The sequence below is a fragment of the Brevundimonas sp. EU05-FHT14B07 genome, assembly GCF_058790795.1.
Genome location: NZ_JBYTCZ010000002.1, coordinates 538,938 through 554,277 on the forward strand (window position 1 = coordinate 538,938; position 15,340 = coordinate 554,277).

17 protein-coding genes and 1 tRNA gene are annotated in these 15,340 nt (G+C 67.6%); 12 read left to right on the forward strand and 6 right to left on the reverse strand.

Annotated features, from left to right (window positions below):
• Positions 1-301: 301 nt before the first annotated feature.
• Both AC3WRC_RS06750 and ahcY read right to left on the reverse strand, forming a co-directional pair.
• The gene (locus tag AC3WRC_RS06750; RefSeq protein WP_492303327.1) at positions 302-1,522 is read right to left on the reverse strand and encodes a BaiN/RdsA family NAD(P)/FAD-dependent oxidoreductase; all 1,221 of its coding nucleotides are present in this window, start codon (positions 1,520-1,522) and stop codon (positions 302-304) included.
• A gap of 33 nt (positions 1,523-1,555) precedes the next feature.
• Positions 1,556-2,947, reverse strand: coding sequence for an adenosylhomocysteinase (ahcY, locus tag AC3WRC_RS06755; RefSeq protein ID WP_017506126.1), 1,392 nt, complete (start codon positions 2,945-2,947; stop codon positions 1,556-1,558).
• A gap of 135 nt (positions 2,948-3,082) precedes the next feature.
• Here ahcY and AC3WRC_RS06760 point away from each other — a divergent pair, with 135 nt between their 5' ends.
• A complete protein-coding gene (locus AC3WRC_RS06760; RefSeq protein ID WP_492303328.1) occupies positions 3,083-3,478 on the forward strand; it encodes a Tat pathway signal protein in 396 nt (131 codons plus the stop codon).
• A 9-nt stretch (positions 3,479-3,487) separates the two neighbouring features.
• Here AC3WRC_RS06760 and AC3WRC_RS06765 read toward each other — a convergent pair whose 3' ends face one another.
• Positions 3,488-5,665, reverse strand: a complete 2,178-nt coding sequence (locus AC3WRC_RS06765; RefSeq protein ID WP_492303329.1) for a primosomal protein N' — start codon at positions 5,663-5,665, stop codon at positions 3,488-3,490.
• A gap of 30 nt (positions 5,666-5,695) precedes the next feature.
• On the opposite strand from AC3WRC_RS06765, the gene fsa reads away from it, so the two are divergent.
• Genes fsa through AC3WRC_RS06780 form a run of 3 tightly spaced genes read left to right on the forward strand, consistent with a single transcriptional unit; the run spans position 5,696 to position 8,011 of the window.
• Positions 5,696-6,349, forward strand: coding sequence for a fructose-6-phosphate aldolase (gene fsa / locus AC3WRC_RS06770; RefSeq protein ID WP_492303330.1), 654 nt, complete (start codon positions 5,696-5,698; stop codon positions 6,347-6,349).
• 37 nt (positions 6,350-6,386) lie between these two features.
• On the forward strand, positions 6,387-7,100 hold the full coding sequence (locus AC3WRC_RS06775; protein WP_492303475.1) for a DUF484 family protein: 714 nt from the start codon (positions 6,387-6,389) through the stop codon (positions 7,098-7,100).
• Positions 7,082-8,011 carry a tyrosine recombinase XerC gene (locus tag AC3WRC_RS06780; protein ID WP_492303331.1) on the forward strand — a complete coding sequence of 310 codons (930 nt, stop codon included), beginning with the start codon at positions 7,082-7,084 and terminating at the stop codon, positions 8,009-8,011. The genes AC3WRC_RS06775 and AC3WRC_RS06780 overlap by 19 nt, the downstream gene beginning before the upstream one ends.
• On the opposite strand, the gene AC3WRC_RS06785 is transcribed toward AC3WRC_RS06780, so the two are convergent.
• Complete coding sequence (locus AC3WRC_RS06785) at positions 8,008-8,364, reverse strand: hypothetical protein (protein ID WP_492303332.1); 357 nt, start codon at positions 8,362-8,364, stop codon at positions 8,008-8,010. The two genes, AC3WRC_RS06780 and AC3WRC_RS06785, sit on opposite strands and share 4 nt — an antisense overlap.
• A 202-nt stretch (positions 8,365-8,566) precedes the next feature.
• Between AC3WRC_RS06785 and AC3WRC_RS06790 the strand changes: the two genes are divergently transcribed.
• Positions 8,567-9,514 carry a retroviral-like aspartic protease family protein gene (locus AC3WRC_RS06790; RefSeq protein WP_492303333.1) on the forward strand — a complete coding sequence of 316 codons (948 nt, stop codon included), beginning with the start codon at positions 8,567-8,569 and terminating at the stop codon, positions 9,512-9,514.
• On the opposite strand, the gene AC3WRC_RS06795 is transcribed toward AC3WRC_RS06790, so the two are convergent.
• Positions 9,515-10,306 carry an SDR family oxidoreductase gene (locus AC3WRC_RS06795; protein ID WP_055754369.1) on the reverse strand — a complete coding sequence of 264 codons (792 nt, stop codon included), beginning with the start codon at positions 10,304-10,306 and terminating at the stop codon, positions 9,515-9,517.
• Between the two features lie 135 nt (positions 10,307-10,441).
• Here AC3WRC_RS06795 and AC3WRC_RS06800 point away from each other — a divergent pair, with 135 nt between their 5' ends.
• Genes AC3WRC_RS06800 through uraH form a run of 3 tightly spaced genes read left to right on the forward strand, consistent with a single transcriptional unit; the run spans position 10,442 to position 11,875 of the window.
• A complete protein-coding gene (locus AC3WRC_RS06800; RefSeq protein WP_271042455.1) occupies positions 10,442-10,819 on the forward strand; it encodes a hypothetical protein in 378 nt (125 codons plus the stop codon).
• Positions 10,820-10,872: 53 nt separating this feature from the next.
• A complete protein-coding gene (locus AC3WRC_RS06805; RefSeq protein ID WP_492303334.1) occupies positions 10,873-11,427 on the forward strand; it encodes a lipocalin family protein in 555 nt (184 codons plus the stop codon).
• A gap of 49 nt (positions 11,428-11,476) precedes the next feature.
• Entirely contained in the window at positions 11,477-11,875 is a 399-nt protein-coding gene (gene uraH / locus AC3WRC_RS06810) for a hydroxyisourate hydrolase (protein ID WP_492303335.1), read from the forward strand.
• Positions 11,876-11,922: 47 nt separating this feature from the next.
• On the opposite strand, the gene AC3WRC_RS06815 is transcribed toward uraH, so the two are convergent.
• A tRNA-Ala gene (locus tag AC3WRC_RS06815) sits at positions 11,923-11,998 on the reverse strand.
• Positions 11,999-12,161: 163 nt separating this feature from the next.
• Here AC3WRC_RS06815 and AC3WRC_RS06820 point away from each other — a divergent pair.
• The 4 genes from AC3WRC_RS06820 to AC3WRC_RS06835 all read left to right on the forward strand — a co-directional run bounded on the left by AC3WRC_RS06820 (position 12,162) and on the right by AC3WRC_RS06835 (position 15,309).
• Complete coding sequence (locus AC3WRC_RS06820) at positions 12,162-12,467, forward strand: YggT family protein (protein ID WP_017504977.1); 306 nt, start codon at positions 12,162-12,164, stop codon at positions 12,465-12,467.
• Between the two features lie 104 nt (positions 12,468-12,571).
• Positions 12,572-13,453, forward strand: a complete 882-nt coding sequence (locus AC3WRC_RS06825; protein ID WP_039243933.1) for a 3-hydroxybutyryl-CoA dehydrogenase — start codon at positions 12,572-12,574, stop codon at positions 13,451-13,453.
• Entirely contained in the window at positions 13,450-14,007 is a 558-nt protein-coding gene (locus AC3WRC_RS06830; protein WP_137720670.1) for a phthalate transporter, read from the forward strand. Before AC3WRC_RS06825 ends, AC3WRC_RS06830 begins: the two co-directional genes overlap by 4 nt.
• 57 nt (positions 14,008-14,064) lie before the next feature.
• Positions 14,065-15,309: a DUF418 domain-containing protein gene (locus AC3WRC_RS06835; protein WP_492303336.1), complete on the forward strand. Its 1,245-nt coding sequence runs from the start codon at positions 14,065-14,067 to the stop codon at positions 15,307-15,309.
• The last annotated feature ends 31 nt before the right edge of the window (positions 15,310-15,340 follow it).

The window sequence follows — 15,340 nt, forward strand, 5'->3', positions numbered from 1 at the left end:
TTCCGCTTCTTCAAGCTAGGCGCCGTCGCCGCCCGCCGCCATGCGTCGCGGGGCCGCAGGGGGCTTGGGCCGCTCCTGCCATCGTATAGGCGACGACGATTGCGAGATTTTACCACGGCTTACGACTGACCAGCGACCACTCGCCTGTCATGGTCCTGCACCGGGTTAGAATGGCGACCCGGTCTTTGACATCTTCGCGTCCCGCCAGAACGCGCGCCGAAATAGACAGATTAGACGAATTAGACGGTGTTTTTGTCAGCGGACCCGCCGGCTAAAGTGCACAGATTGCACCTCAAAAATTCTAGCAGACCTGCCCGGCGGCCCAGCCCGACGACCAGGCCCACTGGAAATTATAGCCACCCAGCCAGCCGGTCACGTCCACCGCCTCGCCGATGAAATACAGACCCGTGACCGCCTTGGCCTGCATCGTTTGCTGGTCCAGCGCGGCCGTATCGACCCCGCCCAGCGTCACCTCGGCGGTCCTGTAACCTTCGGAGCCCACCGGCTTGACCGCCCAGGCGTTGACCGCCTGATCCAGCCGCCGCAGCACCTTGTCCGACAGGTCCGCCAGATTGCCCGACGCCCCTTCGCGCTGGCACAGGCTTTCGGCCAGACGACGCGGCACGATATGGCCCAGCGCGGTGTGCACGGCCTGTTTGCCGTTCGACGCCTTGGCCGCCTTCAGTTCTTCGAACACGTCGCGGCCCGGCGCCATGGAGGCCACCACCGCCTCGCCCTCGCGCCAGTAGGAGCTGATCTGAAGAATGGCCGGACCCGACAGGCCGCGGTGAGTGAACAGCATCGCCTCGTGGAAGCTGGCCTTGCGCGCCTTGGCCCCTTCCGGCGCCGAGGCGACCGAGGCGTCGACCGCCACGCCCGCCAGCGGCGTCAGCGTCTCAAGCAGCCCGGCCTCGAACGTCAGCGGCACCAGGGCCGGTCGGGTCTCGGTGACGCGAATGTCGAACTGGCGCGCCACCTCATAGGCCCAGCCGGTCGCCCCCATCTTGGGGATCGACTTGCCGCCGGTCGCCACGACCAGCGACGCCGCCGTGACCTGCGAGCCGTCCGACAGGATTGCGGTAAAGCCGTCGCCGGATCGCGCGATCCGCGACACACCGGTCTTCAGGCTCAGGATCACGCCCGCCGCCGCCATGTCGTCGGTCAGCATACGGACGATCTGCTTGGCGCTGTCGTCGCAGAACAGCTGGCCCAGCGTCTTCTCGTGCCAGGCGATTCCGGCCCTATCGATGCGCTTGACGAAGTCGTGCTGGGTGTAGCGGCGCAGGGCCGAGGTCGCGAACCTGGGGTTCTCGCCCAGAAAGTTCGCCGGTCCGCAGCCCAGATTGGTGAAGTTGCAGCGCCCGCCGCCCGAGATGCGGATCTTCTCGCCCGGCCGGTCGGCATGGTCCACGACCCTGACCCGCCGCCCGCGTCGCCCGGCCTCGATGGCCGCCATCATCCCGGCCGCGCCGGCCCCGACCACCAGGACGTCGACGAGGGCGTCCGAAGACGCCCTCGTCACTTGGAACCTCGCGGTTCCAGCCTCGGGGAGAGCTTAGTAACGGTAGTGATCCGCCTTGAACGGGCCTTCGACCGGCACGTTGATGTAATCGGCCTGGTCCTTGGTCAGGACGGTCAGCTTGGCGCCCAGCTTGGCCAGGTGAAGCATGGCGACCTTCTCGTCCAGGTGCTTGGGCAAGGTGTAGACCTTGTTCTCGTACTTGTCGGCGTTGGTCCACAGTTCGATCTGGGCCAGCGTCTGGTTGGTGAACGACGCCGACATCACGAAGGACGGGTGGCCCGTGGCGTTGCCCAGGTTCACCAGGCGGCCTTCCGACAGCAGGATGATCTTCTTGCCGTCCGGGAACTCGACGTGGTGGACCTGCGGCTTGATCTCGTCCCACTTGAAGTTCTTCAGGCCGGCGACCTGAATCTCCGAGTCGAAGTGGCCGATGTTGCAGACGATGGCGTTGTTCTTCATCTGCCGCATGTGATCGACGGTGATGACGTCCTTGTTGCCGGTCGTCGTCACATAGATGTCGGCGCGGCCGGCGGTGTCGTCCAGCGTCTGGACCTCATAGCCTTCCATCGCGGCCTGCAGGGCGCAGATCGGGTCGATCTCGGTCACGATCACGCGGGCGCCGCCCTGGCGCAGCGAAGCGGCCGAGCCCTTGCCCACGTCGCCGTAGCCGCAGACCACCGCGACCTTGCCTGACAGCATGACGTCGGTGCCGCGACGGATCGCGTCGACCAGCGATTCCCGGCAGCCGTACAGGTTGTCGAACTTGGACTTGGTGACGCTGTCGTTGACGTTGATGGCGGGGAAGGGCAGCTCGCCCTTTTCGGCCATCTGATACAGGCGGTGAACGCCCGTGGTCGTCTCTTCCGACACGCCGCCGATGGCGTCGCGGATGGCCGAATAGAAGCCGGGCTTCTCAGCCAGATAGCGCTTCATGACCTTGAAGAGGGCCTCTTCCTCTTCGTTCTGGGGATTGGCCAGGACCGAGATGTCCTTCTCGGCCTTCGGACCCAGCACGCACAGCAGGGTCGCGTCGCCGCCGTCGTCGAGGATCAGGTTCGGATAGCCGCCATCGGCCCATTCGAAGATCTTGTGGGCGTAGTCCCAGTATTCTTCCAGCGTCTCGCCCTTGGTGGCGAAGACCGGCGTGCCGTTGGCGGCGATGGCGGCGGCGGCGTGGTCCTGCGTCGAGAAAATGTTGCACGAGGCCCAGCGCACTTCAGCGCCCAAGGCTTCCAGCGTCTGGATCAGGACCGCCGTCTGGATGGTCATGTGCAGGCTGCCGGCGATGCGGGCGCCCTTCAGCGGCTGGCTGGCGCCGAACTCGTCACGCAGGGACATCAGGCCCGGCATTTCGGTTTCGGCGATCTCGATTTCCTTGTTGCCCCAGTCGGCCAGGGTGATGTCGCGAACGATGTAGTCGGTCATGGCTTGGGCTCCTGGCCGCAATGAGTTTGGGCCCTCATAGCCCGGCGCGCGCCGAGTATCAACAAACACATAAAGATATCCTTATGCGATCCAGGATCAGCAGTTTCTTAAATCCTGGCCGGTAGAGACCTCACCATGGAACGCCGCGCTCTTCTCGGTCTCGCCGTCGTCGCGACGGCCGCCTCAACCTCCGCCCGCGCTTCGAGCGGCGGCGCGGCGGCGTCGGCCGACACCTATATCCGGCTGCCAGTCATCACCGCCTCGATCCTTCAGGCGAACGGTCGTCGGGGCGTGCTGACCATCGAAACCGGCGTCGATGTGCCCGATGCGACCCTTCGCACCCGCGCCCAGCAGTCCGCGCCGCGCCTGCGCGCCGCCTACAACACCGCCGCCCAGCGCTTCGCCAACGGCCTGCGTCCCGGCGTCGTTCCCGACATCGACCAGCTGTCGGCCCAGCTTCAGGCGGCGACCAACGCCACCCTGGGCCGCCCCGGCGCCCGTCTGCTGCTCGGCACCGTCATGGCCGTCTGACTTCCGCCTCTAGAGGAACGAGTAGGGGTCCACGTCCACCGTCAGGCGGACGGAACCAGGCACCTTCACCCGCTGCAGCCAGGCCCGCAGGAAGGCCTGGAGGTTCACGTCCCGATCGGCTCGCACCAGCAGCCGTTTGCGCCGGCGTCCCCGTACCAGGGCGAGCGGCGCATCGGCTGGGCCATAGACCTCCAGCCGCTCGGCGTTGGGAATGGCCTGGGCCAGGTCGTTCGCCGTCTTCTCGACGGCGGCCGCATTCTCGCTGGATAGGATGATCGCCGCCAGCCGGCCATAGGGCGGCAGGGACGCCGCCTCGCGCTCGGCCATTTCCGCCTCGACGAAGGCGTCACGATCGCCGGCCGCCAGCGCCATCAGCACCGGGTGCTCGGGCGTCCAGGTCTGAAGCAGCGCCCGCCCCGGCCGATCCGCCCGCCCCGCTCGCCCGGTCGCCTGGGCCAAAAGCTGATAGGTCCGCTCGGCCGCACGCAGGTCGCCGCCGCGTAGCCCCAGGTCCGCATCCACCACGCCCACCAGCGTCAGGCGCGGGAAGTTGTGGCCCTTGGCCGCGGCCTGCGTCGCCACCAGAATGTCGATCTCCCCGTCCGTCATCTTCTGGATCAAGGCGCGGGCCGACCGGGCGTCGGGCGCAGTGTCGGAGCTGAAGACCGCCGTGTGCGCCTCAGGAAACAGTTGGCGCACCTCTTCCTCGACCCGCTCGACCCCTGGCCCGACCGAGACCAGCGAATCCTCGGCCCCGCACGAGGGACACAGTTTGGGCCTTGCCATTGAGAAGCCGGTCAGGTGACAGACCAGCCGCCCGGTGTAGCGATGCTCGACCAGCCAGCTGTCGGTGTCCGGCGCCGTCAGCCGATGGCCGCAGGCGCGACACAGGACCACGGGGGCATAGCCGCGCCGGTTCAGGAAGAGCAGGGTCTGCTCACCTCGCAGCAGGGTTTCGCCGATGGCCAAGCGCAGAGGCTGCGACAGCCAGGTCTGCGGATCGGGCGTGTTCTGCCGCAAATCCAGCAGGGCGATATCCGGCAGGACCGCCGTTCCGTGCCGCGCGCCCAGCTTCAGCCAGTCGTAGCGCCCGCTCTGGGCATTCCACAGCGTCTCCAGCGACGGCGTCGCCGAGGCCAGGACCACCGCCGCCCCCTCGATCCGCGCCCGCGCCACGGCCAGGTCGCGGCCGTGATAGACGAGGCCTTCCTCCTGTTTGAACGAGCCGTCATGCTCCTCGTCCACGACGATCAGGCGCAGATTGACGAAGGGCAGAAACAGGGCCGAGCGCGCCCCGACCACGATGTTGCAGCGCCCGGCGACGACCGCCTCCCACACCTGACGACGGCGCGGCGGGGCGACGCCGGAATGCCATTCGGCCGGGGCGGCGCCGAACCGCGCCGTGATCCGTTCGATCAGGGCCTGGGTCAGGGCGATCTCGGGCAACAGGATGAGGATCTGCGCAGCCGGATCAGCCCGCAGCACCCGCGCGATCGCCTCCAGATAGGCCTCGGTCTTGCCCGACCCCGTGACCCCGTCCAGCAGGAAGGGCCGGAAACCGCCGCCGGTCACACCCGCCGCCAGGGCTGTCGCCGCCGCCGCCTGATCGCCGTTCAGCGATGCGGGCGCGTGGTCGGGATCGGGTCGGTCGAACGCCGCCTCGGCCGCGATCTCTATGACCTCCAGCACGCCTTCGTCGATCAGGCCCTTGACCACGCCCGACGACACCCCCGCCGCCCGCGCCAGATCGGCAGCCGTCATGGACCGCTCGCCCAGAGCCTCCAGCGCGCCCGTCCGCGAAGGGGTAGCCCGCGACGGCAGCCGCTCGCCCACCCGCCGCACCCGGCGTTCGGGCCGGGGACGCGGCGCGCGCAGCCCTTTCAGCGCCGTCGCCGCCATCTCGCCCGGCGGCGACAGGGTCCAGCGCCCGGCCCATTCGACGAAATCCATCACGCCCGCCGGCAGGGGCGGATCATCCAGGCGGCTGTCGATCGCCTTTAGGCGCCGGTTTGAACCTGTGGTCTCGAACACCTCGGACACCACGCCGCGGATCAGGCGAGGCCCCAGCGGCACGGCGACCTGATCGCCCCGCGCCAAATCTCCGTGGGCCAGGGTCAGCGCCTCGGGAACCTCGTAGTCGAAGGCCTCCGGCACGGGCAGGGGAATGAGGACCGAGGCGACTTTCACCGAACTTCGCCCTCGGCTATGAAGCCGACCATGAAACTCTTTCTCGATACCGCCGACGTCGCCGTCATCAAGGACATGGTCCCCACCGGAATGGTGGATGGCGTCACCACCAATCCGTCGCTGATCGCCAAGTCGGGTCGGAACATCGCCGAGGTCATCGCCGAAATCTGCGCCCTGGTCGAGGGGCCGATTTCCGCCGAGGCCGTCTCGCTCGATTTCGAGACCATGGTCAAGGAAGGCGACAAGCTGGCCGCCATCGCCCCGAACGTGGTGGTGAAACTGCCCCTGACCTGGGATGGCCTGCGCGCCTGCCGCGTCTTCACCGACAAGGGCATCAAGACCAACGTCACCCTGTGCTTCTCGGCCGCCCAGGCCCTGCTGGCCGCCAAGGCCGGCGCCACCTTCGTCTCGCCGTTCGTCGGACGTCTGGAAGACAACGGCGCCGACGGCATCGGCCTGCTGGAAGAAATCCGCGTCCTGTATGACGTGCACGGTTTCGAAACCCAGATCCTGGCCGCGTCCCTGCGCAGTGTCGGCCATGTCGCCGCCGCCGCCGTCGCCGGATCGGACGCCGCTACCTTCGGCGCCGACACATTCAAGGCCTTGGTGAACCACCCGTTAACCGACAAGGGTCTTGATGCCTTCGTGGCGGACTGGGCCAAGACGGGTCAGTCTATTCTGTAGCATCGCGGTTCCCGGAGAGGTCTGTTTGAGCGGCTCATTGGACCTTTTCGAAACGTCGGAATCGGACGCAACGCCCCATATCGGCGACGGCTTGCATTGGCCCGACGTGCGCGGCTGGCTGCAGACCCATCCGCAGACCCTGCTGGACGACCGCTCTCTGCTTGAAGAAATCGGTCTGCGGCCGCACGGCCGCAATGTGGTCGAGTTCGGGGCCGCCGCCCTGACGCGGCTAGAGGCCGTGGTCGAGCGCGAGACCGGCGCCCGGCGTGAGATCGAACTGATCGCCCGCGCCAACTTCGCCGCCCAGACCCAGACGCACGTCGCGACCCTGGACCTGATGGAGGCCAAGAACCATTCCGATCTGGCCCGTCGGCTGGATGCGGCGGCGCAGGGGCGGTTCGGCTTGGCCGGCGCCGCCATCGCTCTGGAAAAACCGGGCGGCGTGCCCTTCGGCTGGCGCGCCCTGGAAGAAGGCGATGTCGACAACCTTCTGGGCGAGCACGGCCTGACCTGGCTCGGCCCGATGATCCCGGGGCTGAACTTCTTCGGCGCGACCGAGGATCAGGTGAAATCCATCGCCCTGGTCCGCATGGCCCCGCACCTGAAGCCGGGCGGACCGCCGCGCCCCTGCATCTGCGCCTTCGGCTCGCCCGAGCCCGAAGGCTTCACCCCGAACATGGGCTGCGAACTGGCCGCCTTCCTGGCGCGGGTGACGGAGCGGATTGCCGAGCGATGGCCGGTATTGAACTGACCGCCTCCGACGCCCTGCGCGCCTGGCTCGATCACTTGGCGCACGAACGTCGGCTGTCGCCGCGCACGCTGGAGGCCTATGGCCATATCGGCCGGCTCTATGTCGCCTTCCTCGAACACCATCGTGGCGAGACCCTGTCGCTGAAAGACATGGGGACGATCACCGCCGCCGAGGTCCGCGCCCACATGGCCGAGCGGCGCTCAGGCGATCACCCGCTGGCGGCGCGGTCGCTGAGCCAGAGCCTGTCGGCCATTCGCGGGTTTCACGCCTTCCTCGACCGGCGGTTGGACACGCCCGCCCCGCAGCTGGCCCTGGTGCGCGGTCCCAAGGTCAAGCCGTCCCTGCCCCGGCCGGTGACCGAGGATCAGGCGCGCGGCCTGCTGGCCGAACCGGACGCCGATCCCGACGCCGAACCGTGGGAGGCCGCGCGTGACAGAGCTGTCCTGACCCTGCTCTACGGCTGCGGCCTGCGGATCTCCGAGGCCATGTCCCTGACCCGCGCCGATGCGCCGCTGGGCGAAACCCTGCGTATCGTCGGCAAGGGGGCAAAGACGCGGATCGCGCCGATCCTGCCCGCCGTGCGCACCGCAGTGGACGCCTATCTGGCTCTATTGCCCTTCCCGCTCCAGCCTGCCGACGCTCTGTTCCGCGCGCGCCGCGGCGGCCCCTTAAGCCCCCGTCACGTTCAGGCCTCGGTGCAGAAGTTGCGCGGCCGGTTGGGCCTGCCCGAGCGCACCACGCCTCACGCCCTACGCCACAGTTTCGCGACCCACCTGCTGGGCGCCGGGGCCGACCTGCGGTCCATCCAGGAACTGCTGGGCCACGCCAGCCTGTCGACGACCCAGAAATACACCGGCGTCGATGCGGATCGCCTTTTGAACGCCTACGCGGCCGCCCATCCCCGCGCCTAGCGACGCGGCGCGGGCGGAGCCGGCGGCACGCCGACATCGGGCTGCGCCGGCATCAGGTTTCGACCCAGCGCCCGTTGATCCGGCACGGCGTAGCTGATCGGCAGGGGGCAGTTGTTCTGATCGCGCCGGTCCAGCAGCAGATAGCGCGGGACCTGTCCGTCATCGAGCGATCGATCCAGCGACAGGCCTGGCTGCTGCTGGCTTTTGCGCTCAGCCTGCAGCAGAGGGTCGGAGCAACTCACCATCGCCTGGTCCACTACGGGTGCGACATGCACCATGGCCTGATCGACCACCGGCGCCGGATGGACGATGGCCGAACTATTGGACAGGGCCAGCATAAGCACGGTCAGCATCGCATCCTCCTGTGTCGGCTGGGACGATACGCCGACAACCCCGGATTGGCCAGACAGCGACGAACGTTTGGCGCGCAGGCGCGGCCGCTCTGAGACGCGACAGACAAGAATATGTCTCAGGCTCTTCGCCAAATGCGCGTAGCGTGCCCTGCCCTGGCGGAGGCCCGAGGAGGACAGGCGGGTGGGTGTCGAAGGATCGAGCGTGAAGACGTCGCGGCGCAAGACGCTTGGCCTACTAGCGGCTGCTCCGTTTGTGTCCGCCCAGACCGCCGTCCCGGCAGACCTGCCCGATCAGGTCCGGCTCTTGCAAAATCTGCTGACGCGAATGGGCGTCGGCGTGCGTCTGAACGGAAGCGTCCAGCAGGTCTTCGTCATCGACACCGGCGCCGAGCGCAGCGCGGTTTCGGCCGAACTGGCTCAGGCCTTGGCCCTGCCGCCCGGCCGCCCCGTCGTGGTGCATGGGATCACGGCGGCCGAGGTCACGCCGACCGTCGAACTGGCGCAGATCGAGATCGGTCGCCGACGCTTCACCGACCTGACCCTGCCGGTCTTTCCTCGCGAAGCCTTGGGCGCTGGCGGCCTGTTGGGGCTGGACCTGCTGTCGCGCTTTCGCCTGACGCTGGACGTCAACGCCCGCCAGGTCGCCCTGTCGCCATCGGGTACGACCGGCATCGCTTTGACGACAAGCGCTGACGCCACGCGGCTTCGTCAGCAGGACGTGCTGGTCGCCGGTCGTCGCGGCCGATTTGGTCAGTTACTCCTGACCCGGATCAATGTCGCCGGCGTGGAGGTCGCCGCCTTCATCGACAGCGGCGCGCAATATTCGATCGGCAATCTGGCCCTGATGCAGGCGATCGAGATCGGCCAGGCCCCCGCCTCATCCGAGCCCGTGCGCATGATCGGCATCGTCGGCGGCGCGGTGACGGCCCGCACCGGCACGACGCCCGCCCTGCACATCGCGGGACGATCACTGGGACCGACCCCGCTGCTGTTCGCCGACCTGCATGTGTTTCAGGTCATGGACCTGATCGACAAACCGACCCTGCTGCTGGGCGCCGATATCCTGAGCCGGTTCAGCCGCATCACCCTCGATTACGGCCGCGGCCGCGTGGCCTTCGGCGGCGTGCTGCGCCGTCGTGCGCCCGGCTGATCAGATCGCCTTGATCGCTCCGCCGTCCAGTCGGATCAGCGAGCCGGTGACGTAGGCCGCCAGCGGGCTGGCCAGGAAGGCGGCGGTGGCGCCGAACTCCTCGGTCGTGCCGATCCGGCCGACCGGGATCGATTTGACGGATTCAGCTCGCGCCTCTTGCGGCGTCGTGCCGGTGCGCTCAGCGGTCGCCTGGTCCAGCCTTTCGATCCGCGGCGTATCGATCCGCCCCGGCAGCAGGGTGTTGACCGTCACCCCGTCTGGTCCGACCTCATTGGCCAGGGTCTTGGCCCAGGCCGCGACCGAGGCCCGCAGGGTGTTGGACACGCCCAGCGCCGCCGACGGCTCGACCACCGTGATCGAGGCGACGTTCAGGATGCGCCCCCAGCCGGCCGCCCGCATGGCCGGCAGCACCCGGTCCGTCAGGCGGAAGATCGACAGCACCATCGACTCGAAATGATCGCGCCACACCGCCGGCTCAAGCCCCGACACGCCCGACGGCGGCGGCCCCCCGGTGTTGTTCAACAGGATTTCGATGTGCCCGCCCAGCAGATCCTCGGCCCGGTCCGTCGCCTTCAACAGCGCCTCATGGTCCGCCAGGTCCGCCGTCACTACGACCGCCTTGCCCGGCCCGGATGCGTTCAGTGTGTCCGCCACGGCCTGAAGCCTGCCTTCGTCGCGCGACAGCAGGGCGACGTGCGCGCCCTCCGCGACCAGGGCCGTCGCCACGGCGCGGCCAAGGCCGGATGAGCCGCCGCAAATCAGGGCGCGCTTGCCGTTGAGTTTCAGGTCCATGGTCTTCTCCGATCCCGTGTGGCCCCGATATCGGATGCGCGGGTCCCCAACGCAACGCGGCGTTAACCGAGACGGCGCACCTTCTTTGTCGAGCGGCCGCCTAGACCGCCAGGACAGGCCGGGGAGGGCTCGCCCATGTCGACCAAGATGACGTCCAGCACCCGCCGCCACAGCGATCATTTCGAACCGCAGGACACCGATCCGCACGAGCAGCGTCGCCTGCGCGGCCAACTGGAGCAGATCGACTACGCCGCCTACATCGCCAACAAGGAAGTGATCGGTCACGCCCTGACCGGCGTGGACGCCGGCTCGCTGCAAAAGCTGGCGGTGATGACGGCCACGGCGCGCGCCAAATGGGTCGCGGAATCGCTGCGCCTGGCCCACTCCGGCTCGGCTGTCACGCCGGACCAAGTCGCCCGCCTGACCGCCGCCCGCACCGCCTACGACGAACTGGCCGAAGCCTACGAGGCTCTGCGTCGGGTCATCGAACGGGGCTACGTCGCGCTCCGGTGATCTGCCGAGACCGAGTGTCCGGAACCGGGCGCCCTCATCGTCGTTCTGCGGCCATGAAAATCGCTCGCACCGCTTCCATCGCCCTGATCGCCGGCGCCGCCCTGGCGCTGGGCGCCTGCGCCACCCTGCAACGCGGTCCCGTCGGCAACGCCGCCGTGCCTCAACCCACGAAGCCGGTCGACCTGAACCGCTACGCCGGCCTGTGGTATGAAATCGGGCGCTACGAGAACGGGTTCGAGCGCGGCTGCGAAGGCGTGACCGCCCAATATACGGTGCGCGACGACGGTCTGGTCGGGGTGCTGAACACCTGCCGACAGGATGCGGTCGACGGCCCGGAAAAGACCTCAGAGGGCAAGGCGAAGATCGTCGAGGGCAGCGACAACGCCAAGCTGAAGGTGTCCTTCTTCGGCCCCTTCTACGTCGGCGACTATTGGGTGCTGGACCACGCCGACGACTATTCCTGGTCCATCGTCGGCGAGCCGTCGGGTCGCTACCTTTGGCTGCTCAGCCGCACCGCGCAACCTTCGCCCCAGACCCGCGAGACCATCCTGAACCGCACCCGCGCCCTGGGCTATGACCTGACCTTGGTCCGGCCGACCCAGCATTGATCGCCCGGCTCACGCCGCCCCGAAGCCAACCCGTCTTCAAGGATCTTCCATGCGTATTGCAGCGCTTGCCGCCCTATCGGCCTTTCTGATCTCCGCAGGATCGGCCTCGGCCGAGACCATTTCGACCCACGTCTTGGATTTGGCGCGCGGCGTCGGCGGCCGCGACGTGCCCGTCACCCTGGCGATCAAGGACGGCGACGGCGGCTGGCGACAACTGGCGACCGCGCGCACCGACGAGAACGGTCGCGTCCGCTCGTTCGGCGATCAGGTCACAACCCAGGTCGCCACCTACAAACTGACGTTCGACATGTCGCAATACGGCGGCAAAGACGCCCAGCCCTTCTTCCCCGAGATCGACGTGGTGTTCCAGGTCCGCGACCCGAGCATCCACTACCACGTCCCCGTCGTCGTCAGCCCCTACGGCTACAGCACCTACCGCGGCAACTGAGTCAGGCCGCACGGGCGGCTGGTAGCTCGGCTCTGATTGAAAACGCCTGGTGGAGCCGAGGGGAGTCGAACCCCTGACCTCGTCATTGCGAACGACGCGCTCTACCAACTGAGCTACGGCCCCGTTTCCAGCGTGGGATCGGGTTTCACAGGCGTGGCGGACATAGAAGGCGGGCAGGCGTGGTGTCAACGGGCTTGTGCGCGCAAAGCGCGCAGGTCGGACACGGCCGTTGTCGGAGCAGGGGCGAACAGGCTAGAAGCGCCGATCCAAGCAGGAGTTACCGTTCATGGGCTATGCGCTCGTCTGGTTGATCAACACCATCATCAGTCTGATGATCTGGTTCATCATCGCCCAGGCCATTCTGAGCTGGTTGGTGGCGTTCGACGTCGTCAACTATCGCAACCGCTTCGTCTATTCGGTCGGGACCTTCCTGGACCGGGTCACCGCGCCCCTGCTGGAGCCGTTCCGCCGCATCATTCCGAACTTGGGCGGCATCGACATCTCGCCCATCGTGGTGATCCTGCTGCTGCAGTTCATCAGCGTGCTGTTCAACCGCACGGCGGCGCCGGCCCTGATCCAACTGCTCGGCTGAGGCGACACGGCGGGCGGAAATCTGATGCGAGAGGGTTGATCCGCTCTTGCGCCGCGCGCCTTCCTTTCTAAAGGTGCCCGCCCGACCACTTTCGACCACGGTTCATGACCTCGATCACCACAGTCGCCATTCTGGGCGCCGGACAGATGGGCGCAGGCATCGCGCAGGCGGTCGCGCTCGGGGGCTATTCGGTTCGCCTCTATGACGTCGTCGCCGACCGGCTGCCGCTGGCGCAGGGCGAGATCGCGGCTAGCCTGGCGCGTCATGTCGGACGCGGCCTGGTCGATCAGGCCGCCGCCGATGCGGCCCTGACCCGCATCACGACGAGCGACGGAATGGCCGAGGCCGTCGCCGGCGCCGATCTGGTCATCGAGGCGGCGCTGGAAGACGAGGCGGTCAAGAAGGCCATCTATGCGCAGGTGGTGCCGCACCTGGGGCCGCAGACCCTGTTGGCGTCCAACACCTCTTCGATCTCGATCACCCGCCTGGCGTCTTCGACGGACCGGCCGGACCGGTTCGTCGGCCTGCACTTCATGAAGCCGGCGCCGGTGATGAAGCTGGTGGAGATCATTCGCGGCATCGCCACCTCGGCCGAAACCCATTCCGCCGCCGTCGCCTTCGCCGAGAGCCTGGGCAAGACCACCACGGACGCCGAGGATTTCCCCGCCTTCATCGTCAACCGCATCCTGGTGCCGATGATGAATGAGGCCATCTTCGCCCTGTATGAAGGCGTAGGCAACGTCGCCTCGATCGACAAGGCGCTGCGCCTGGGCGCCAATCATCCGATGGGCCCGCTGGAACTGGCGGACTTCATGGGTCTGGACGTCGTCCTGGCCATCATGAACGTGCTGTATGACGGCCTTGCCGACAGCAAATATCGTCCCTGCCCCCTGCTGGTGAAATATGTCGAGGCCGGCTGGCTGGGCAGGAAGAGCGGCCGCGGCTTCTATGACTATTCCGGCGCTGCGCCGGCGCCGACGCGATGAGCCGGTTCGAGAGCTATTCCGACCTGCCCGGTCAGGCGACCATCGCTGCGCGGCCTGGGCGGACGCCTCGGATTCTGGCCTGCCTGGCCGGCGCGGCCTGGCCGCCTCTGTGGTTGACCCTGCCCTTCTGGCGGCCGCACGCCTATCTGCCGGGTCGCGACATGGACTGGCGGCTGGTGGTAATGCTGATCGGGCTGATCACCGTGCCGCTGGCGCTTTATCGTGTGTTGAACGAGCGCAAGCGCGACGGCCGGCCCGGGACACGGCTGGGCGTCGTCTGGCGCTTCATGATGTACGGCGGTTTGGCGGCGGCCCTGGTTCAGATCGTCGTCGCCCTGGGCATGAGCGTGATGGGCTGGTTCGAGGCCGGCGATGTCATGCAGGCCCTGGGTGCGACCGAGACCACCCTGCTGATCTTCGGCGTCGGCGGCCTGCCCATCGCCATGATCGTGGGCGTCAGCTACGCCTTGTGGGCCGGGTTGTGCGCCGCCTTCATCGCCTTCGAGGCGCGGCCGGCGGTCAAGGATCGACTGGGCTTGATGCCCAAGGGCTGAGACGCAGGGTTGGCATTCGCGCCTGACGCCTGAGTTCGAGGATTGGGGGATCCGAGAATGACCATGGACGACACGGACAAGGATGCGGCGGAGATCCTGTCGCCCGTCGCGGCGACCTCGCGCATCGCCAGCCTGGACGTCATGCGGGGGCTGGCGGTGCTGGGCATTCTGGCGGTCAATGTCGTCTCGTTCGGCCTGCCGGTCATGGTCTATCAGGACGCCAGCCTCAGCCCATTTCCGGTCACCGGCGCCAACGCCGTGGCGCGCTGGACGATGGACGTCTTCTTCCATCAGAAGTTCATCACCCTGTTTTCGATGCTGTTCGGGGCCTCGATCTATCTGGTCGGGGGCGAGCGGGACGATGCGGCGCGTGGCAAACTGCTGCGGCGCCGCCTGTTCTGGCTGGCCGTCATCGCCCTGATCCACGGCCTAGCCTTCTGGTATGGCGACGTGCTGCTGCTCTACGCCTGGTCGGGCCTGTTCGTGATGCTGATGCGGTCAATGCGGGCCGGAACGCTGATCGGGATCGGCCTGGGCGTGACCCTGTTGCTGGGCGCGATGCAGGCGGGCGCGACCTGGCTGATGGTCGCCGGGCCGCCGGCGATCACCGAGGCCATGAACCAGGGCGGGCCGCATTACACTGCCGCAATGGTGACGGAGTCGATCGCCGCCTATCGCAGCGGCTGGACCGGGGCGATAGGCCAGAACCTTGAGAACTGGCTGCTGCTGCAGGGCGCCAGCCTGACGATGTTCGTCTTCTCGACCGTGGCCCTGATGATGCTGGGTCTGGGCCTGTTCAAGGCCGGCGTATTCAGCGGCCGGGCGCCCAACGGGGTCTATGTCGCCTTGATCGGCGTCGGCGGAGCCGTACTGGCCCTGCTGGGCGTGCTGGAATGGCGCGAGGCCTTGGCCCCGGCCGGAACCCACCCGACGCGCGGCCTGGCGGAGGTCGTCGCCTCCTTCCCCGTCTTCGTCACCCTGGCCTATGTCAGCCTGATCGTGCTGGCGACGACCCGGGGGCTGGCGTGGATCACGGCGGCGCTGCGGCCGGTAGGGCAGATGGCCTTTACCAACTATCTGACCCAGACCCTGATCATGAGCACCCTCTTCTACATGCCGTGGGGGCCGCGCCTGTTCGGACGGGCCGACTATGTGCAGATGTGGGGCCTGGTCCTGGCGGTCTGGGCGCTGCAACTCATCTGGTCGCCGCTGTGGTTGTCGCGGTTCAGCATGGGGCCGCTGGAGTGGGTTTGGCGCTGTCTGACCTACGGCCGTCGCGTGCCGATTTCAAAAGGCGGCTGACGGCGCTTTTATCGCAGGCGCGAAGCGATTA